Below are 20,544 nucleotides of genomic sequence, written 5' to 3'. Positions count from 1 at the left end.
AATCTTAACATTATCTTTTAATCATAATTTTTATCTTCAAAACACACCTAGCAATTATAACATAACTCATATTTAAATTGAGAACTTATTTTTATGCCGAAACTAACCAAATCCAGCTTAAGTAGTACTAGAAAACATTATCCTTTAGCTATCCTTCCCTATCTCTATAAAAACTATCTAACACTCTTCCACTTATTATCATCATTATAGTAACATTTGTTAATTTGTTTATAAATATATAAAATTTAATAATTATATACAAACACCAACTCGGTTATCCTACAACTAAAGATTAACCTTGCTTCGTTTTCTCCTAAGCATTTTCAAACGCTTTCTTTATGTATTTTATCCGTTTTTATACATGTAACGAAAAGTAATTGTTATTTCCAATACTTTAGTGTATATTTTTTCTCTGGAACATCTTTAAGAGAAAGGGATTAAGGCCATGTTATTAATCGATATATTTACGTTTCTTGGCATTATCGCCGCTGCCATTTCTGGTACATTAGTTGGTTTAAAAAAAGATTTAGATTTATTTGGTGTCCTTTGTTTAGCTGTAGCTACTGCGCTCGGCGGCGGTATTATTCGTGATATCATGATTGGTAACCTGCCCCCTGTCGCATTTGTAAAACCAATTTACTTTTTCGTAAGTGTATTATCAGCACTATTTACTTGTATGTTTTTTGAACGCATCAATAAACTTCAAGTCGTTATTATGCTTTCTGATGCTGTTGGCTTAGGCGTTTTTACAGCTATTGGTGCAAATGCGGCAATGTCACATCATGTTGACGCATCATTTCTAGTTGTTTCAATGGGAGTCATTACAGGTATTGGAGGCGGTATTTTGCGTGATATTTGTGCTCAAGATATCCCTTACGTATTCCGAAAAGAGATTTACGCAATCGCTTCTATCTTAGGAGCAATTAGCTTCCTAATCACACACGCTATGGGGGCACACGTATTAGCTTTCTATGTTTGTTTATTAGTAACATTTGTTATTCGTGTCGTCACTGTAATATATAATGTGCATTTCCCTGTTTTCTTTAAAACACATGCTAAAATTAGTAAAGGCCATTAAGAGAATTCTATCTAGAATTCTCTTAATTTATATACTATTCAACAAACTAATATAGAGTAATTATATATAAGCATATATAATTACTCTATATTAGTTTTAAAATTGAAAACGTTTTATATACAGGGGGAAGAATGATGCTTGGGGTTTTCAAAAAAAATATTAATAAAAAAAATGCCAGTATAATCGAATTAAGTAAGGACCAACAAATAACTTTTAATGTACCTACTAATTCTGAATTGAAAATTCAAATGGATATGCTACATATTTCAAAAGAAGATTTACAAGTTGTAAAAGTACTACAGCCTTTTATTTATGCAGAAATTGATTGGATTACTGAAAAATTTTATGCCAACATTACAAAACAACCTAATTTAATTACTATTATTGAACGTTACAGCTCTATTCCAAAACTAAAACAAACTTTAAAAACACATATTAAAGAATTATTCAGCGGCAATATGCATGAAGATTTTATTGAACAGCGTGTTAGAATTGCCAAAAGGCATGTACAAATTGGTTTACATCGAAAATGGTATACTGCTGCTTATCAAGAATTATTCCGCTCTATCATGAAGATTTTGCAAACAAAAATAACAACAATCGATGATTTTTCCTATTCTATAAATGTTATAAATAAATTATTCACTCTTGAACAAGAACTTGTTCTTGCAGCTTATGAATCTGAATATGAAAGAATGCAAAGAGAGCATGAGAAAGAAAAAGAACTAACTGCTATGACAATTACGCATATCGCAACAGAATTAGCTGCTGTATCTGAAAAAACAAGCTCTTCTATTCAAAAACTAACCGCTAAATCTGAAACTATTGTAGAAATTGCTAAAACAGGTACATCATTAGCTACAACATCTGAAGAAAAAGCGAATAAAGGGAAAGAACAATTAAACCAGCAAAACAAACGAATGGGATCTATTCAAATGAATATGGAAACGATTATTACAGATACTCATGAACTTCTCGATATTTCTAACAAAATTAACGAAATCATAGATATCGTTAAATCAATCGCGGAGCAAACAAATTTACTCGCACTAAATGCTGCTATCGAGTCTGCACGTGCTGGAGAATTTGGGAAGGGGTTTTCTGTTGTTGCTGGTGAAATCCGAAAATTATCAGAGCAAACGAAAGAATCTATATTTAACGTTACAAAGCTCGTCGAAAAAACAAATGAACAAATTACCCGTGTCTCGTCTTCCGTGAAACAAATTAGCTCTCTCGTATCAGAAGGAACCGATAGTATGTCGGCAACAGATCGATACTTCCAAGAAATTGTAAAAGATATGTCTAACTCAAAAGAACAGAATAAGAAAATTGAACATGAGCTACAAGCTATTTCACAAGTAATGAAAGGAATTCAAGATGATTCCTCACAAATGGCTCTAACAGCCGATAATTTACAACTAGAACTAAATCGATAAGATATAATCAGCCCTCACCAATCGGGATTTTACGAGTAGCAGGGCCCCCACCTAACTTCTTTGCTTTCGCTGAATTTTGAGGTGGGTGGCTTACTGTCCGGAAAATAGCGGGATAAAATTCAGGTCAGGCATACTTTCCATTTGCACTGACTACTAAATTTCATCTTCCATCAAAAAAAGAATCCAGAATGGATTCTTTTTATTTTCTGAAAAATATTTTTTGACAATACACATAACTCATATAAACACCAAAGCTCTGCAAAATAAACAATGCTGGCATAATTACATTGTAATATGCCATATCTACTTGGAAGAGCTTTAACAATACGTATCCACTAATTAAAAATAAGAACAACATATATCCCTCATTTTGTTGTTTCTTAATAAGGAAGTGTAATAGAGCTATAGTCATAAACAATGTTACGGCTATATATATCAGTTTTTCATATTTGAAAAGAATAGAATTTATCCCCTCATCTGAAAACTGATTTATCATCGGTTCTAAAAGTTTAAATCTTTCTCCCTCAATCTCTTTTAACTTTTGATCAATATGCTCTGTTACACTTTGATTTTTCGATATTTTTTCTTCATGTTGCGTTTTTCCAATTAAAACAGATTGAACATACGTCTCATTCGCAATCGTATATTGTGACATTCCCATTGTCTTAATTCCATAATTCACACCAAAATGGGCACTATAAAATAGAATAAGTATCCCTATCATCTTTAGTAACACCTTTTGTTTCGTTGCTGATTGAAATACTTCGATTAATAATACATATACCGTGATAAAAATAGGAAGAAATAATCCCATTGGGAAAATCATATTACTAAATGCAAATAAAATTGCTGAAAATACCCACATATAAGGATGATCTAATCCTTTATATAAAAGTATGTAACAAGCAAAATAAAATAAAAATATTGCAAGTGACTCAGGAGTTAATACGGAACTCATGAATATATTTGGAATATACAGAGCATAAAAGATAGAAGCAATACGACCGCATTCTTCTCCAAAAACCATTGCTGCAATACGATAAATAAAAAATGCGGTTCCTGCGCAAAATAACACATTAAATAGTTGTAAAGCGAATAATGTATCACCAAATATACGAATAATTACTGACTCATATATAATAAAAGGCAAATGAGTTACAGTCTCTATATTATTACCAATTGCAATCTGCTTTGCAGACTCATACATCACTTTCAGATCACCAATTATTGGAGCGTCTACAAATAACAGCATACTAAGTCTCACAACTATAGATATACTTATAAGAAAAATAAGAAATTGTTTATCTGTAAAACGATATTGTAGAATTGATGCCACTAACAAAATGAGTATGATAAAAATTGCTAATATGATTGTTACACTTGTTGTACTTCCTCCAAAAAATTGCTTACTTTTCTCAAATGCTGCCCAACAACTATAAACAAAAAATGCGAGCATCGCACCGATTGTAATTTTATTAAAGAAAGATGAAAAATTTGTTTGTATATGATTCATATGTCCATTGCACCTCTATTTCCATTCATAACAAAACGATTCTATCATGAATGAGTACACGGCTGATAGAGAATTTCTATGACAAATACATAGTCATTACTTTTTACTTGCAATGTAAGCGAATCCTCTTTTACACTACATTTTAGATAAAATAAATTTTCTTTCAGTTACATGAATACAAATACAGAAGTTTAAATAATCCTCTTTTGGAATACACTTTACTTCATTAAATATCTAATATGAGTAATCCGCTTACACATATTATTCTGATTGAAAACAGACTATAGGGGCTGAATATATGGAAAAGAAATTCATGCGAGAATCTAAAGCAATTAAGACAACACGTGTTTTTCCTAACGATTTAAATAATCACCAAACACTTTTTGGAGGGAAATTATTAGCAGAAATTGATAGTATTGCTTCGATTGCGGCTGCAAGACATAGTCGTAAACATTGCGTAACAGCATCTATTGATTCAGTTGATTTTTTAACTCCAATTCACCAGGCTGATTCTGTTTGTTATGAAGCATTTGTATGTTATACAGGGAAATCTTCAATGGAAGTTTTCGTAAAAGTAATCGCAGAAAATTTATTAGCAGGCGAGCGTAGAATTGCTGCTACTTGCTTCATTACATTTGTAGCAATAAAAGATGGAAAACCTTCGTCGGTACCACAAGTACTACCTGAAACTGAGGAAGAACATTGGTTATACACAACCGGTTCAGAACGTGCGGAAAATAGAAAAAAAGGACGTTTAAAAAGCAAAGAAATGGCTGAGGTTTTAACTTTAAATAAACCTTGGAATATTTAATACAATACTCTTCCATATACATGCACAGATTTTTTCTTCCTTGCATGTATTTTTTTATACAAAATATCACCTCTTACCATTTTATTCTCAATCTGTTCTCCTAAATCATGCACCAGCTTTTCCTTTATTTTGTTATACTGTTAATGGTATATTAAATAAAGTTCGTTTAAAAATAACCATAATATGATTAAGTATATAAGGGATGGTGCGGTAATGACTATTGAAGTACCAATTTCAATACCAAAAACGTTAATTATTATTCCAGCGTATAACGAGGAAGAAGCAATTGCAGATACATTAACAAGATTATTAAAACTAAAACAGCATTTTACAGGATTAAGCATTTGTGTTATTAATGATGGATCACACGATAAAACAGCTCAAATCGTACAAGATTTTCCTGTTCACCTTGTGAATTTACCATATAACCTAGGTATTGGCTCAGCTGTACAAACTGGATATAAATACGCATATGAGAACGGATATGATATTGCGATTCAGTTCGATGCTGATGGACAACATAATCCAGATGATTTATATAAAATTATAAAGCCTATCGCTGAAGATGAATGCGATATGGTGCTAGGGTCACGTTTTACAGAAAAAACAGCATATAAAGGTAGTATTTCCAGAAGGATCGGTATTTTTTATTTTACTGCCTTATTGAAAGTACTAACAAAACAAACATTTATGGATCCAACTTCTGGATATCGTGCTATCAATCGAGAAGTAATTAAAATTTTTGCACACAACTATCCAAAAGATTATCCAGAACCAGAAGTTCTTATTCATTTAAAAAAGAAAAAACTTCGCATTAATGAAATATCTGTAAATATGCAAGAGCGACAAGGTGGACAATCTTCTATCACACCTTTTAAATCTGCATATTACATGATTAAAGTAAGTCTTGCTATATTGATGCAAAAAATCGTGAAAGGTTGATAATAAATGCCTATAATTACCTTTTCATTCATCTTTATTTTATTATTATTATTATTAATTATTAATTCCATTCGCCGTGAAACTTTAGAAACGAAATATGCTGTTTTATGGATTTTTGTTTGTATTGCAATGGCTATTTTAAGTTCTACCGATAAAATTATAAACTGGATTGGAAAACTATTAAAAGTAGAATATCCCCCTTCCATTTTATTCTTATTTGGACTATTATTCTGTTTCATCTTAATTTTTGACCTAACAAGAAAAATTTCTAAACAACATCATCAACTTGTAACATTAACGCAAGATTATGCGTTACTAAAGCAAAAATTAAATGCAACTGAGCCAGACAAAGACTAACCTAATATTTCATAGCTAATATAAAAAACCTCTTAATTTATTGCAAAAATTAAGAGGTTTTTTATTCTTAATAATAATTTATTCGCCTTCACAATCGTTAAGATAGATACATCCTACTTAACTAATAAGTTAAAATGACATGAATAAGAAGTTATATGCAATAGACATGATAAAGCTGTTTGAAATACGAGAATTAACCATAAGAATCTAACTTCCCGCCACCTTTTTAATAGAAAGTTGATTTACAAAGTTTATATGCGTTAAACTTATACAGATGTTCTTGTAATCTTCTTCCTTTCAAAAGGCTTGTATATATGATGCAAGACATAAAAAACTTGAGGAGATAAAAATTCTATGATGGAACAAAAGCAACTTGTTTCTGTTGTCATACCCCTGTATAACACGGAAAAATATATTGAAGAAACGATGCAGTCAATACTAGATCAAACATATAAAAATATCGAAATTGTAATTGTAGATGATGGAAGTAAAGATCAATCACCTTCTATTGTGAAAAACCTTGCTGAAAAATATCCAGGGCAAGTAAAATACGTTCATCAAAAAAACCAAGGTGTTTCAGTAGCTCGTAATACGGGTATTGAAAATGCTAGTGGAGAATATGTCGCTTTTCTTGATAGCGATGACTTATGGCATCCAACTAAAATTGAGAAGCAAGTCGAAAGTATGCATAAAAACAACATGGACGCTTGCTATTGTGGTTATATGAATTTCTACGAAGAAACAGGTGAGAAGGTTGAACATACAACAAACTTTATTAAAGGTGATATGGCAAAAGCATTCCTAACGCATCAAGTTGTTGCTCAAACAAGTACTTGGATTTTCAAACGATCCATCGTAATGGATCATAACATTCGTTTTACACCAGAATGTAGTTGGGGCGAAGATTTAGAGTTTTTATTTAAACTTATGAGTGTGACAAATGTATGTTATGTCCATGAATACTTAACTTATTATAGAATCTTATCAGAAGGAAATCTTTCTTCTAAGTATAAAGATTATGAATTAAAAACGACAAAAGAGCTGGAAGTATTCAATCGTATGAAGGAATGGGTACATAATAAATCTCAAGATTTCATTACAAAAGATTCTCAGTTACTTATTGAAATTCTTGAGACTTATTTATTCCCTTATACAGTCATCAATAACGCTTGTATATATATTAAAGAAAACTCTCAATTAGATAAATCACAAGTTCAATTAATCAAAAAAGATATAAAGAAATATTGCCGTAAAATCTATTCAAAGAATGGAAAACGTAGTAAAAAACTATATGCAATGCTTTGGTTTGTACGAATTAAATTTCTGTTTTCTTAAACTGAAAATATAACGATACTCTCTCTTTCTGTGAACAAATCAAATTTACAAATAGGACAAGCTAACCGGGTCCTAAAGAATAGAAAGGTCTTTTCTCATGAAAACAAATAAAATTCTAAAAAACGCATCCTACCTGTTTGTAGGAAACATTACTGTCCGTTTTGTACTGGCTATTGCAACAATTTTCTTTGCAAGGTATGTTTCTCCAAGTGATTACGGTATGTTTACAACTGCGTTAGCAGTTTCAGCTGTTATTTGTTACTTTACAGATGCAGGTTTAACACATACGTTTATGCGTGAAGGAACGAGAAGCGATGCTAATATTAGCGTGCTAATAAGTAGTTACTTACGTATTCGTTTAATATTAGCTATCGTAATTTCTGTACTTTTCGCTATTTTTGCCCAGTTCTTCTATCCCGATGCTTACTTACGCGCGATGGTATATTGGGTTGTTCTACCAACAATGTTCGGAGCAACCTTACAAGGTGTTGGAATGGCTTACTTCCAAGTAACAGAACGCATGCAATTTACAGCTATTATTTCTGTACTACAAGGTGTAACTGCTGCTGCTGCCCTATTACTAGGGATGTCTTTCCAATGGTCACTTATGATGGTTGCTGCCATGTACGGGGTATCTAGTCTTGTAACAGGTGTTATCGCCTTTATAATGACAATACGTTATACGAAGGTCCATAAGGGTTGGGATAAAGGCATTTTAGATCAACTACTTATTTTTACAATCAATGGCATCATCATTATGCTCTTACCACAATTGGGCCCTATTATATTAGAAAAGGTTTCAACGTATAATCAAGTTGGATTCTTTGGTGCTGCATCTAAAATACCTGCTGTACTATATCAAATACCTGGGGTAATTGCAGCAGCCTTTTATCCAAGGCTTTTTGCTTTTGGTAATGAGAAAAATATTGAAGAACATAGAAAATTATCAAGTTTTGAATTAAAACTTATGTCTTTTTTAGGAATCGGAATTTCTATCCCCTTTATTGCAGATCCAAGTTTCTGGATTGTTAGTTTATTAGGAGAAGAATACGCTCCCGCTGGTGACGCTCTTGCTATTCTAGCGTTTATGGTTATTTTACAATCAATTAACTATCCACTAGCCGATAATTTAACAACGATTGGCCAGCAATGGAAACGTGCAACAACAATGACTATTGGATTAGTTGTTGCCATCATAGGTTATATTGTATTAGGTAGTAAATATGGAATGATGGGAGCAGCTGCCGCAGCTATCCTTACCGAAATTACACTATTAATCGGATTTACCCTCTTTATTCGTAAAGGCATGCAATTATTAGTTAAAGGAGTTATATTTAATTCCTTAGCCTTTATTATTAGTTACGGTATATACCGAATTGCATTAATCAACTTACCGCCACTAATTGCTTTAACTCTTACTGGTATACTATACGGTATAATTGGAATTGGAATTGATCCTCAAATACGTGGATTTGTTTTAGGGTTTATAAAACAAAAGCTCATTCGCAAACATGCTTAAAAGCAAAAAGCTTTTCCTATTTAAAAATGGAAAAGCTTTTTGCTTTTTTTATATACCATCATTTTTCTTCAGTAAAAAAATGCTATATATTCCAGCTCAAATTGACTTACTTTCTGAAAATGCCTTATACTAAATTACATGTAAACTATGAACTTCAACGCTTGTAAAAATATATATGCTTCAACAAAAATATATATTTTCTCATGTTAAAACTAAAGAACACACCTTTAAAAATTGGTGTGTTTTTATATGCTACCTAAAAACTAGTTGTTACATGTAACGACTTTCAAAGGAGGATTATCAATTTTTATGAGCATAAAGCCGAATAATAAATTCTTTTCCAAGAAAACAATGATAATTATGCCAATATTATTATTGTGCGCTTTTGCTTTTCATTATTTCTTTTTAACATCTAATCAAGCCTTTTCTGGTACAGGGGATGCGTTACGTCAATTTGGCTTTTTTACGTTTCTTCTACAACATGCCTTTAAAGATGGCAACCTTTTTTGGTCTTTTGATTATGGATTAGGTGGAGATTTATTTGGAGAGTTTAGTTATTATTACAGCACATCACCGTTTTTCTGGATTACACTGTTACTACCTAAACTAAGTCTTGAGCAAGTATATGACGTGAAATTATACATGAGTATTTTAAAAAACTTTTTAGCTATGGTATTCATGTATGGTTCTTTACGTTACCATAATAAAACAGCATTCTCATCTTTTGTTGCTGCTATTATATATGGTGGCTGTATTACTTTCATCCGCCACTCTTTACTATGGGATTTCATGGCTGATGCCATTGTATTTTTACCATTAGTAATATGGGGACTTGATAAATATATTATTGAAAAGAAGCACGGCCTTTTCCTAATCGCTGCTACTTTAATGTTAGCATCAAACTTTTATTTTGCTTTTATCACAAGTATTTTCATATTTATTTATGCATTATTCCAATACTTTGCGACACAACAAAATAAAACGATTGTCTCTTTTCTAACTTATTATATTAGAATCGGTTTATTGTACGGATTATCACTCGGTTTAGCCGCCGTTTGCTTCCTCCCATCAGTTAATGCCGTATTTAGCGCTGATCGACTATCAAAAAAGTTTGAGATACCATTATTATTTGAAGATAAATTTTATAAAGATTTAATGGAAAATATTTTCTTCATGTATAATGCTGAAAATCATCAATTAGCTTTACCAGCTTTAATTTTATTCTTAATCGTATTTGGAATGTTTATACGTGATAAACTCGTTAAGAATAAAGTATTCTTTACGTTATTCATGTTCATTCTGTTTATGCTTCCATATACATATTCTATGTTTAATGGTTTTTCAGCAATGCAATCTAGATGGTTTTATTTATTTGTATTTGTAATTGCCCAAACAATTGCATACATTCTAGATTGGATGATTATTCATAAGAAAGACTACAAATTACCTTATTTAATAAGTTTATTAGTGTCTATTGGATTATTCATTTATGCATTTTATAGAAAGGCAAATATAAATGTAACTGATAAACCTTTACAAGACGTTGATAACATTTTACTCGGAACTGTCGTTCTTTCTGTTATTACAGTATGTTTATGGCGTTATATTTCTAAACCTTTCATACAATTTTTAGTTGTATTGAACGTACTCGTTAGCACAATTTCTATGAATTATATGTATGCGAATAATATACTTAGCACAGTTTACGGACAGAGCCAGATTTCAACTGAAAAGTTACACGAACCAGGCTATGATAATCAAGAAGAAATTGCTGCAATTCGCTACATACAAGAAAATGATAAAGACTTTTATCGTATTCTTAATCCATATAGCGAATATAACACACCAATGCTACAAGGATATCATGGCGTAAGTACGTATCAAAGCTTGGTTAATTATTATGTCCATGACTTTATGAAAAATAAATATGGCGTATTCCAAATGTACGATACACCTTCAATGTTTTATCAAGCTGATAGTCGACTACTACTCGAAAATATGCTAGGTATAAAATATCGCGTATTAAGTGCTGATACAGATTCAAAGAATGTACCTTATGGATATAAACTATTACAGCAAGTAGGACCATATAATATTTACAAAAATGACTATGCTTTACCGTTAGGATATGTATATGATTCGGCTATAAGTGAAGAAGAATTTTCTAAATTAAACTTCGCTCAGCGTGATCAATTATTATTACATGCTGTTGTCGTTAATAATACAAAAGAATTTTCATTAAACCATTTTAATAAACAAGACCTTAAATCAAAGGCAGTATCTATTAAAACGGAAAAAGCAAAATTCGAAAACATGGAAAAACAAGAAAATAAACTAATTATTCATGGCTTTGGAAATATGATTGTACCTATCAATTATCCTGATACACCTGGTGATCTACTGATAGAATTAAAATTAAAAAATGCAGGCACATTCAATGCAACTGTTAATGGAAAAACGATAGGAAAAGGGGACGATGCTGGTGCATACTCTTATCCGTTAGAAAGGTTTGTTTACAATTTGGGCAATGAGCGTCCAGAAAACCTAACTATCTCTATTGATATGGCAGGTGAGTATGAATTAGGTGACTTGCAAGCAAATATTGTAAACTATGAAAGTATACAAAAAGAAACAAAAAAACTAACTGAAAATAGGCTTGAAAATATTTATTATAAGAACAATTATTTAAAAGGGGATATCAAATCAAATAAAGACGGGCTCTTATATCTATCTGTCCCATATAGTAAAGGCTGGACTATAAAAATTGATGGGAAAGAAACAGAATTTACGAAAGCGAATTCTGCCTTTATCGGTGTTCCAATTACAAAAGGTTCACATGTAATCGAAATGACTTACGTTACACCTTACTTCAAATTAGGTATGACTATATCAATCATCTCACTAATTATCTGTATAGCTTTACTAATTTTCAAAAATCCAAAAGCACGACGAAAATTTTCTTTTAAAAAGCAATAATGAGCACTTAATGAATCATGAAGCTATCTATTTAGATAGCTTCCTAAAATAATATCTAAATATTATTTTAATCCACTACAAACAAGGAGTGTCAAACATGACCCTTTCAATAGTTGTACCATGCTACAATGAAGAAAAGGTGCTTCGAGCCTTTTATTCAGAGACTTCTCTTGAAATTCATAAATTAACTACCGATTATGAATTTGTTTTTGTTAATGATGGTAGTAAAGATGATACCTTAAATATTTTACGTGATTTAGCTAGTGCAGATTCATCGGTACACTATATATCGTTTAGTCGAAACTTCGGAAAAGAAGCTGCAATGTTAGCAGGTTTAAAATATGCTACAGGCGATGCAATCGTTATTATGGATGCTGACTTACAACACCCTCCTACATTAATAAAAGAACTGTTAGAAGGATATAACGACGGCTACGACCAAGTCATTGCAAAAAGGACAAGAACTGGTGATTCACCCGTTCGCTCTTTCGTCTCTCGTCTTTACTATAAAGTAATGAATAAATTTGTAGATATTGAATTAGTAGATGGTATTGGTGACTTTAGACTTTTAAGCCGAAGAGCAGTGGATTCTTTAGTATCTTTAAGTGAATACAACCGATTTTCGAAGGGCTTATTCTCTTGGATTGGTTATAACGAATTAATCATTGAATATGAAAATGTATTACGTTCTGATGGAGAAAGTAAATGGACCTTCTCGAAATTATTAAATTACGGAATTGATGGTGTAATTTCATTCAATAATAAACCGTTACGTCTATCTATATATCTCGGATTACTAACAACCATTTTTGGACTTTTATATGTAATCACTACGTTCGTTCAAATCATCCTTGGTGGTGTGGAAGTTCCTGGTTACTTTACTCTCATTTCCGCTATACTATTTATTGGCGGTATTCAACTCATATTCCTAGGGGTTATTGGTGAATATATCGGTCGTATTTATTATGAAACAAAACGTAGACCACATTTTATTGTAGCTGAAAAGAAAGTTAGTGAAGTTAAACAAAAGGCATAACAAAAAAGTTACTTCTATAGGTAGAAGTAACTTTTTTATATCCTAACATTTACACACCCTTTTTTTGCATAGATATAATCATTTCTTTTAGCCCATTATAATACGAAGTTTTTGGTATCTCCCCGATACACCTCTCATATTTCTCCCCGCTTAATACAACTGGTTTTTCCGTCAAATATAGCATTTCCACAAATTCTTTCATCTGCTTATCAAACAGACCAATGAACTGGATCATTCCTCTTTTCACAGCTATTATTCGTTTGGTATATCCCGTTAATTCCCGTATGTGTTGAATCATTTCCTCACCTGTAATGACACCATAACCTGGTATGTTCCAATTTTGTCCATAGGCCTCATCATGTGAAGCTAATTCAACCATCGCTTTTGCACCATCTGGTGTAAAAATATATTCACGGGCAATCTTTTTATCTCCAACAAAGCTAGACATTTTATTTGCAAGTATTCCCTTTAATGTATGATGGACAAGTGTATTTTCTGCATTTGGACCATAAAAGTCTGGGAAATGAGCAATAAACATTCGTACATTAGCTTGTTTTGCCATCTCTTCAAGTTGTAAACGAATCTTCCCTTTCTTTGTTTGTGGTCTCTTTTTAGCATCTTCTTTTACAAGCCCTTCCCCTTGCCTTCCATACGCATAAATATTATCAACTATTCCTAGTTTGATACCGTAATGTTTCGATACCTCTAATATGTTTATTAATAATTTCTCTTGTTGTTTCTCCCAATCTGAATACGGAATATTTACAGCATGAAATATAATATCAACATCTTTAGCGGCATTCATTATATCCTCTTGTATAAATACATCGCCTGCTACAACTTCTACATGTTTGTTCCCAGAAAATAATGCACCTAATCTCTCCTTATTTCTTGCAAAAGCAACTACATGAATCCCTCGGTCACATAATTCGTTTACAATTGCATAACCCATTGAACCAGAAGCACCTAATACTAAAGCCTTCTTCATTATAAATCCCCTCCTAAATTAATTAACCACCGGTCAATTAATGTTAAAAAGAAAATCACTTACATAAGAAGCGATTTTGAAATAAACTCTACATGTACTTTAGCCAAACCTTGTAGTTCTTCAAACGTTTGACCACTTCTGCAATAATGTGCTACAAATCCATGTAATGATAAAAAAACAGACCATATTATCATCGTATTTAATTTCCCATCACATAAAGAAGAAATAACCTTCGCAAATTTTTCATAGCTAACATTAGGACTATTTGCCAAACACTCTTTTAATTCGGCATCTTTAATTAAAAACATAATTTCATAATGACTCTGATTTCTTAGACCAAATTCAATAAAACCGAATAAAACTGCTCTTAGTTGCTCTTCTCTCGATAATTTTTGATTACAAATTTCATCTAACTTTTTATTTAATAATTGAAAATCCTGTTCCACCATTGCGTAAAATAGCTCTGCTTTGTTTTTAAAATGATAATAAATCGAACCATGGCTATATCCAAGTTCTGTTGCAATTTTGCGCATTGAAGTATGTTGATATCCTTGTGCTATAAATAGCCCCCTAGCTACATTCATAATCATTTCTCTTGTTAGTTCTTGTTTAACTGCTTTCCTTGGTGACATATTTCATACCTCACACATTTAATTAACCACTGTTCAATTATATTATATATTTTCAGAAAATTAATGCAACCCTTTTTTTGAAAAAATATACATTTTGAAATGATGGCATTATATGAAAGAATTTAGTATCATGATTCAAGGTACTATTTCAAGTTGGACGGAGGATACTATGAGCTTATTAACAGTTGAAAAATTAGGACATACATTTGGCGATCGTACATTATTTAAAGATGTATCTATGCGATTATTAGCAGGTGAGCACGTTGGATTAGTTGGTGCAAACGGTGTTGGTAAATCAACATTCATGAATATCATTACTGGTCAGCTTATTCATGACGAAGGTCGTGTAGAATGGACACCAGGCACACATTACGGTTACTTAGATCAGCATACGGTTTTAACGCCTGGACGTACAATTCGTGACGTACTAGCGGATGCATTTTTACCGTTATTCGAAAAGGAAACAGCTTTAAATGAAGTTACAGAAAAAATGGGAACTGCTACACCAGAAGAACTAGAAGAACTTCTTGAACAAATGGCAGAAATACAAGATGCACTTGAAGCAGGTGGTTTCTATTTACTAGATATGAAAATTGAAGAGGCTGCACGTGGTCTTGGAATTGATGCTATTGGTTTAGATCGTGATGTTTCAGCACTAAGTGGTGGACAACGTACAAAAGTATTGCTTGCAAAGCTATTACTTGAGCAACCAGAAGTGTTATTGCTTGATGAACCTACTAACTATTTAGACGTTGAACATATTCATTGGTTAACAACTTATTTAAAAGAATATCCACATGCATTCTTATTAATTTCTCATGATACAGAATTTATGAACAAATGTGTTGATGTTATTTTCCATCTAGAATTCACAAAAATGACGCGCTATACAGCGACATATGAAAAATTCCTAGAACTAGCAGAAATCAATAAAAATCAACATATAAACGCTTATGAAAAGCAGCGTGAGTTTATCAAAAAGCAAGAAGACTTCATTGCAAAGAACAAGGCTCGTTATTCAACGACAGGTCGTGCAAAGAGTCGTCAAAAACAACTTGATCGCATGGAACTTATTGATCGTCCGGAAACAGCAATTAAACCTGAATTCTCATTTAAAGAAAGTCGTGCAAGTAGTCGCTTCGTCTTTGAAGGTGAAAATGTAGAAATCGGATATACACATCCGCTACTACCAAAGCTATCAATGACAATTGAGCGTGGTGAAAAAATTGCTATTGTTGGATGTAATGGTGTTGGTAAATCAACGTTACTAAAAACAATCTTAGGTAAAATTAAACCTTTAAACGGTAAAACAAGTCTTGGTGACTTCTTAGAGCCTGCATACTTTGAGCAAGAAGTTAAAGCTGATAATATAACACCAATTGATGATGTATGGAATACATTCCCTGGCCTAGACCAGCATCAAATTCGTGCGATGTTAGCAAAATGCGGATTAAAAAATGAACATATTTCTCGCCCATTAAGTCAATTAAGTGGTGGAGAACAAGCAAAAGTTCGTTTATGTAAGTTAATGGGTGAAGAAAGTAACTGGCTACTATTTGATGAGCCGACAAACCATCTTGATGTTACAGCAAAAGAAGAACTTAAGAAGGCTATGAAAGCATATAAAGGAACAATTCTCCTTGTATGTCACGAACCGGAATTCTATGAAGATTGGATCACAAAGGTTTGGGATGTTGAAGAATGGTCTCAAAATAGTAAGTAGTCTTTAAGAAAAAACTCCTTGTGTAGACAAGGAGTTTTTTACTTGTTTTTATTAAGAATTTTTTATATTGTAGTATCCTATAAGGCGTAATCGAAATTCTTTTAATTCCGGATACGCCTCTAAATTTGCTAACATACCTCTAATTACCGGAATTCTTGGATTAAGCAATCGCATTTCCGCCTCTAAAACATCTAATGTTACTAGCAACTCATCGTCCTCTAATTGATCAGCTAGAGTGCGCTTAAATCCAATAATTTCTTTTAAAAAATGCTCTTTAACTTGTTCCTTAATGAGCTCTGATTTACAAAAAAATTCTCCAAGCTTTTCTTCATGTAAAATAGGCTCTTCCGAAGACTCTACCAAGCCATCTACTAGATTATCTACTCTTTTTAAAATAAAAGCAGAGACGTAAGATAAATCAATTTCTGTTGCTTGTAAAATAATTAATTCTAAATACCCACGGCATATGCCTTCCACCATAATTACTAAATCCAATAAATATGGCATAATCTTTTCACCATAAATGGACAATAAACTATTTCGATAAAATGCATGAGACTCTAACTTCATCCGCATCATAAATTCTTCCACTTCTTTATTAAACGGAATCGCATTTTCTCTCGCATGCATAATAATAAACTCTTTATGCCTTTGTATATCATTAAACTGACAATGTAATTGTTTTGCAAATTTTTCACGTGGTAACAAAGACTCTTGCTCAATATCCAGCATTTTCTTTTGAATTTTGTCATAATAATATCGAAGTGTCGCTAATAAAAGCTCATCTTTTGATTTAAAATATAAGTAAAAAGCTCCCTTAGATATACCACTAGCTGTCACAATTTCCTGCACTGATGTCGCATTTACACCCTTAGTAGCAAATAACTTCATAGCCGATTCTATAATTAAACGCTCTTTTTCTTTCATATCTTCTCTCCTAAATTTAATCTCGCATCTTATTATGGATTTATTATACCATCTCTTTTTATTGACGATTGACCAACTGGTCAGTTATATTATGTATTAGACTGACCAGTTGGTCAATACAATAAAAAGGGAGCGCAAACATGAACAAAATCATCAATTTCTCGTTAAAAAATAAGTTCGCAGTTTGGCTACTAACCATTATTGTTACTATTGCAGGGATCTACTCTGGACTCAATATGAAGCTGGAAACAATTCCTGATATTACAACACCGATTGTAACAGTAACTACGGTCTATCCTGGTGCTACACCAGAAGAAGTAGCTGATAAAGTTTCAAAGCCGATGGAAGAACAACTACAAAATTTAAGCGGTGTTAACGTTGTAAGCTCATCATCTTTTCAAAACGCATCTTCTATTCAAGTAGAATACGATTTTGATAAAAATATGGAAAAAGCAGAAACAGAAATTAAAGAAGCTCTCACAAATGTAAAACTCCCAGAAGGTGTTAAAGATCCTAAAGTTTCACGAGTAAACTTCAATGCTTTCCCAGTTATTTCGTTAAGCGTAGCAAGCAAGAATGAATCTTTAGCTACCTTAACTGAAAATGTAGAAAAAAATGTTGTACCAGGATTAAAAGGACTTGATGGTGTTGCATCTGTCCAAATTGCTGGCCAACAAGTAGATGAAGTACAGCTTGTCTTCAAGAAAGATAAAATGAAAGAACTAGGACTAAGTGAAGATACTGTAAAAAATGTGATTAAGGGATCGGATGTATCTTTACCACTTGGCTTATACACATTTAAAGACACGGAAAAATCAGTTGTTGTAGATGGCAATATTACAACGATTAAAGCATTAAAAGAACTTAAAATCCCAGCTATACCTTCCTCACCTAACGGTCAAGGTAGTCAAAATGCTGGCGCTGGTGCACAAACGCCGCAAATGAATCCAGCTGCTATGAACGGGATTCCAACAGTTACATTAGACGAAATTGCTGACATTAAAGAAGTTGGGAAAGCAGAATCCATTTCTCGAACAAATGGAAAAGAAGCAATTGGAATTCAAATTGTGAAGGCCTCTGATGCAAATACAGTTGATATTGTAAATGCAGTAAAAGATAAAGTAAAAGATCTTGAGAAAAAATATAAAGATTTAGAGATCATTTCAACATTCGACCAAGGTGCACCTATTGAAAAATCAGTTGAAACAATGCTAAGCAAAGCAATTTTCGGTGCTATCTTTGCGATTGTTATTATTATGCTGTTCCTACGAAATATTCGAACAACGTTAATCTCTGTCGTTTCAATACCACTTTCTTTATTAATTGCTGTTTTAGTCATAAAGCAAATGGATATTACGCTTAACATTATGACACTTGGAGCAATGACCGTTGCTATAGGCCGCGTTGTCGATGACTCAATTGTTGTTATTGAAAATATTTACCGACGTATGTCGTTATCAGAAGAGAAATTGCGCGGAAAAGATTTAATTCGTGAAGCTACGAAAGAAATGTTTATCCCAATTATGTCTTCTACCATTGTAACAATTGCTGTATTTTTACCACTTGGACTAGTAAAAGGTATGATTGGTGAAATGTTCTTACCATTTGCCTTAACTATCGTCTTCGCTTTATTAGCATCATTACTAGTAGCTGTTACAATCGTACCGATGCTAGCTCACTCTTTATTTAAGAAAGAGAGTATGAGGGAAAAAGAAGTACATCATGAAGAAAAACCAAGTAAATTAGCAAATGGTTATAAACGCATACTTGCATGGGCTTTAAATCACAAAATTATTACATCAAGTATCGCTGTCCTTCTATTGGTTGGTAGTCTTGCACTTGTACCAGTTATCGGTGTAAGTTTCTTACCTTCTGAAGAAGAAAAAATGATTATTGCAACATATAATCCTGAACCAGGTCAAACGTTAGAAGACGTTGAAAAAATTGCAACAAAAGCTGAGAAGCACTTCCAAGATAATAAAGACGTCAAAACAATTCAGTTCTCATTAGGTGGAGAGAATCCAATGAGTCCTGGTCAATCAAACCAAGCAATGTTCTTCGTGCAATATGATAACGACACGAAAAACTTCGAAAAAGAGAAAGAACAAGTCGTTAAAGATTTACAGAAGATGTCTGGCAAAGGCGAATGGAAAAACCAAGACTTCGGAGCAAGTGGCGGTAGTAATGAAATTAAACTATACGTTTACGGAGATAGCTCAGAAGACATTAAGCCTGTCGTAAAAGATATTCAAAATATCATGAAGAAAAATAAAGACTTAAAAGATATAGATTCTAGTATTGCAAAAACATATGCAGAGTACACTTTAGTCGCAGATCAAGAAAAGCTAAGTAAAATGGGCTTAACGGCTGCTCAAATTGGAATGGGACTTTCTAATCAACATGATCGCCCTGTTCTGACAACAATTAAAAAAGACGGTAAGGATATCAATGTATATGTAGAAGCTGAAAAACAAAATTATGAAACAATCGATGACTTAACAAATCGCAAAATTACAACACCACTTGGTAATGAAGTAGCTGTGAAAGATGTTATGACTGTAAAAGAAGGTGAAACATCGAATACAGTAACACACCGAGATGGACGTGTTTATGCAGAGGTTAGTGCAAAACTAACATCTGATGACGTTTCAAAAGCATCTGCTGCAGTCCAAAAAGAAGTAGATAAAATGGATCTTCCTTCCGGTGTAGATGTTTCTATGGGCGGTGTTACTAAAGATATTGAAGAATCATTCAAACAACTGGGCTTAGCGATGTTAGCTGCGATTGCCATTGTATACTTCGTTCTTGTCGTTACATTTGGCGGTGCTCTTGCACCATTCGCAATTTTATTCTCGCTACCATTCACAATTATTGGGGCTCTTGTTGCCTTATTAATCTCTGGTGAAACATTAAGTGTATCTGCAATGATTGGTGCGCTTATGTTAATCGGTATCGTTGTAACAAACGCAATCGTGCTTATCGACCGCGTTATTCATAAAGAAAATGAAGGTCTATCAACACGTGAAGCTTTATTAGAAGCTGGTGCAACACGCCTTCGTCCAATTTTAATGACTGCAATTGCAACAATCGGTGCTCTTATCCCGCTTGCATTAGGATTTGAAGGTAGTGGCTTAATTTCTAAAGGACTTGGTGTAACAGTAATTGGTGGATTAACAAGTTCAACGTTATTAACACTTCTTATTGTTCCAATCGTTTATGAAGTATTAAGCAAGTTCAAAAAGAAAAAAGCAAAATAACAAAAAAATAACCT

Annotated in this window: 15 protein-coding genes and 1 pseudogene; 12 read left to right on the top strand and 4 right to left on the bottom strand. The window is 32.7% G+C overall.

Translation table 11 applies throughout. The features are described 5' to 3' along the window. Positions 1–445: 445 nt before the first annotated feature. The 3 genes and pseudogenes from ACS2FK_RS09505 (at position 446) to ACS2FK_RS09495 (ending at position 2,514) form a co-directional block, all read left to right on the top strand. Positions 446–1,078: a trimeric intracellular cation channel family protein gene (locus ACS2FK_RS09505; RefSeq protein ID WP_063549209.1), complete on the top strand. Its 633-nt coding sequence runs from the start codon at positions 446–448 to the stop codon at positions 1,076–1,078. A gap of 131 nt (positions 1,079–1,209) precedes the next feature. Continuing rightward, a pseudogene (locus ACS2FK_RS09500) lies at positions 1,210–1,758 on the top strand (protoglobin family protein); the annotation flags it as partial. Between the two features lie 15 nt (positions 1,759–1,773). Then, complete coding sequence (locus ACS2FK_RS09495) at positions 1,774–2,514, top strand: methyl-accepting chemotaxis protein (RefSeq protein WP_372584669.1); 741 nt, start codon at positions 1,774–1,776, stop codon at positions 2,512–2,514. 199 nt (positions 2,515–2,713) lie between these two features. Here ACS2FK_RS09495 and ACS2FK_RS09490 read toward each other — a convergent pair whose 3' ends face one another. Further along, positions 2,714–4,027: an ArnT family glycosyltransferase gene (locus ACS2FK_RS09490; RefSeq protein ID WP_001015630.1), complete on the bottom strand. Its 1,314-nt coding sequence runs from the start codon at positions 4,025–4,027 to the stop codon at positions 2,714–2,716. A 298-nt stretch (positions 4,028–4,325) separates the two neighbouring features. Between ACS2FK_RS09490 and ACS2FK_RS09485 the strand changes: the two genes are divergently transcribed. The 7 genes from ACS2FK_RS09485 to ACS2FK_RS09455 all read left to right on the top strand — a co-directional run bounded on the left by ACS2FK_RS09485 (position 4,326) and on the right by ACS2FK_RS09455 (position 13,003). Next, positions 4,326–4,838: an acyl-CoA thioesterase gene (locus tag ACS2FK_RS09485; RefSeq protein WP_000412123.1), complete on the top strand. Its 513-nt coding sequence runs from the start codon at positions 4,326–4,328 to the stop codon at positions 4,836–4,838. A 213-nt stretch (positions 4,839–5,051) separates the two neighbouring features. After that, positions 5,052–5,780, top strand: a complete 729-nt coding sequence (locus tag ACS2FK_RS09480) for a glycosyltransferase family 2 protein (protein ID WP_000151539.1) — start codon at positions 5,052–5,054, stop codon at positions 5,778–5,780. Between the two features lie 6 nt (positions 5,781–5,786). Continuing rightward, positions 5,787–6,137 carry a DUF2304 domain-containing protein gene (locus ACS2FK_RS09475; RefSeq protein ID WP_063549211.1) on the top strand — a complete coding sequence of 117 codons (351 nt, stop codon included), beginning with the start codon at positions 5,787–5,789 and terminating at the stop codon, positions 6,135–6,137. Positions 6,138–6,491: 354 nt separating this feature from the next. Then, on the top strand, positions 6,492–7,472 hold the full coding sequence (locus ACS2FK_RS09470) for a glycosyltransferase family 2 protein (protein ID WP_000970530.1): 981 nt from the start codon (positions 6,492–6,494) through the stop codon (positions 7,470–7,472). A 97-nt stretch (positions 7,473–7,569) separates the two neighbouring features. Next, positions 7,570–8,991 (top strand): oligosaccharide flippase family protein, encoded by a 1,422-nt coding sequence (locus ACS2FK_RS09465; protein ID WP_000856130.1) that lies wholly within the window; start codon positions 7,570–7,572, stop codon positions 8,989–8,991. A 309-nt stretch (positions 8,992–9,300) separates the two neighbouring features. Further along, positions 9,301–11,967 (top strand): YfhO family protein, encoded by a 2,667-nt coding sequence (locus tag ACS2FK_RS09460; RefSeq protein ID WP_063549213.1) that lies wholly within the window; start codon positions 9,301–9,303, stop codon positions 11,965–11,967. Positions 11,968–12,064: 97 nt separating this feature from the next. Further along, entirely contained in the window at positions 12,065–13,003 is a 939-nt protein-coding gene (locus tag ACS2FK_RS09455; RefSeq protein WP_043935117.1) for a glycosyltransferase family 2 protein, read from the top strand. Between the two features lie 49 nt (positions 13,004–13,052). On the opposite strand, the gene ACS2FK_RS09450 is transcribed toward ACS2FK_RS09455, so the two are convergent. Both ACS2FK_RS09450 and ACS2FK_RS09445 read right to left on the bottom strand, forming a co-directional pair. Continuing rightward, a complete protein-coding gene (locus tag ACS2FK_RS09450) occupies positions 13,053–13,991 on the bottom strand; it encodes an SDR family NAD(P)-dependent oxidoreductase (RefSeq protein WP_063549215.1) in 939 nt (312 codons plus the stop codon). A gap of 59 nt (positions 13,992–14,050) precedes the next feature. Next, positions 14,051–14,623 (bottom strand): TetR/AcrR family transcriptional regulator, encoded by a 573-nt coding sequence (locus ACS2FK_RS09445; protein WP_063549217.1) that lies wholly within the window; start codon positions 14,621–14,623, stop codon positions 14,051–14,053. Positions 14,624–14,792: 169 nt separating this feature from the next. On the opposite strand from ACS2FK_RS09445, the gene ACS2FK_RS09440 reads away from it, so the two are divergent. Continuing rightward, complete coding sequence (locus ACS2FK_RS09440) at positions 14,793–16,346, top strand: ABC-F family ATP-binding cassette domain-containing protein (protein WP_063549394.1); 1,554 nt, start codon at positions 14,793–14,795, stop codon at positions 16,344–16,346. A gap of 51 nt (positions 16,347–16,397) precedes the next feature. On the opposite strand, the gene ACS2FK_RS09435 is transcribed toward ACS2FK_RS09440, so the two are convergent. Beyond that, the gene (locus ACS2FK_RS09435; RefSeq protein ID WP_063549219.1) at positions 16,398–17,273 is read right to left on the bottom strand and encodes a TetR/AcrR family transcriptional regulator; all 876 of its coding nucleotides are present in this window, start codon (positions 17,271–17,273) and stop codon (positions 16,398–16,400) included. Between the two features lie 140 nt (positions 17,274–17,413). Here ACS2FK_RS09435 and ACS2FK_RS09430 point away from each other — a divergent pair, with 140 nt between their 5' ends. Then, positions 17,414–20,530 carry an efflux RND transporter permease subunit gene (locus tag ACS2FK_RS09430; protein ID WP_063549221.1) on the top strand — a complete coding sequence of 1,039 codons (3,117 nt, stop codon included), beginning with the start codon at positions 17,414–17,416 and terminating at the stop codon, positions 20,528–20,530. Positions 20,531–20,544: the final 14 nt, after the last annotated feature.

This window comes from Bacillus cereus group sp. BceL220 (genome assembly GCF_051776965.1).
Lineage (GTDB): Bacteria > Bacillota > Bacilli > Bacillales > Bacillaceae_G > Bacillus_A > Bacillus_A cereus.
Note: the sequence above shows the minus strand (reverse complement) of the source record. Positions and strands in the feature narration are given on the sequence as shown.

Excerpts from the sequence above, each read along its gene's own strand:
- ACS2FK_RS09505 (WP_063549209.1), top strand. The coding sequence starts at position 446 with ATGTTATTAATCGATATATTTACGTTTCTTGGCATTATCGCCGCTGCC.
- ACS2FK_RS09495 (WP_372584669.1), top strand. The coding sequence starts at position 1,774 with ATGCAAAGAGAGCATGAGAAAGAAAAAGAACTAACTGCTATGACAATT.
- ACS2FK_RS09490 (WP_001015630.1), bottom strand. The coding sequence starts at position 4,027 with ATGAATCATATACAAACAAATTTTTCATCTTTCTTTAATAAAATTACA.
- ACS2FK_RS09485 (WP_000412123.1), top strand. The coding sequence starts at position 4,326 with ATGGAAAAGAAATTCATGCGAGAATCTAAAGCAATTAAGACAACACGT.
- ACS2FK_RS09480 (WP_000151539.1), top strand. The coding sequence starts at position 5,052 with ATGACTATTGAAGTACCAATTTCAATACCAAAAACGTTAATTATTATT.
- ACS2FK_RS09475 (WP_063549211.1), top strand. The coding sequence starts at position 5,787 with ATGCCTATAATTACCTTTTCATTCATCTTTATTTTATTATTATTATTA.
- ACS2FK_RS09470 (WP_000970530.1), top strand. The coding sequence starts at position 6,492 with ATGATGGAACAAAAGCAACTTGTTTCTGTTGTCATACCCCTGTATAAC.
- ACS2FK_RS09465 (WP_000856130.1), top strand. The coding sequence starts at position 7,570 with ATGAAAACAAATAAAATTCTAAAAAACGCATCCTACCTGTTTGTAGGA.
- ACS2FK_RS09460 (WP_063549213.1), top strand. The coding sequence starts at position 9,301 with ATGAGCATAAAGCCGAATAATAAATTCTTTTCCAAGAAAACAATGATA.
- ACS2FK_RS09455 (WP_043935117.1), top strand. The coding sequence starts at position 12,065 with ATGACCCTTTCAATAGTTGTACCATGCTACAATGAAGAAAAGGTGCTT.
- ACS2FK_RS09450 (WP_063549215.1), bottom strand. The coding sequence starts at position 13,991 with ATGAAGAAGGCTTTAGTATTAGGTGCTTCTGGTTCAATGGGTTATGCA.
- ACS2FK_RS09445 (WP_063549217.1), bottom strand. The coding sequence starts at position 14,623 with ATGTCACCAAGGAAAGCAGTTAAACAAGAACTAACAAGAGAAATGATT.
- ACS2FK_RS09440 (WP_063549394.1), top strand. The coding sequence starts at position 14,793 with ATGAGCTTATTAACAGTTGAAAAATTAGGACATACATTTGGCGATCGT.
- ACS2FK_RS09435 (WP_063549219.1), bottom strand. The coding sequence starts at position 17,273 with ATGAAAGAAAAAGAGCGTTTAATTATAGAATCGGCTATGAAGTTATTT.
- ACS2FK_RS09430 (WP_063549221.1), top strand. The coding sequence starts at position 17,414 with ATGAACAAAATCATCAATTTCTCGTTAAAAAATAAGTTCGCAGTTTGG.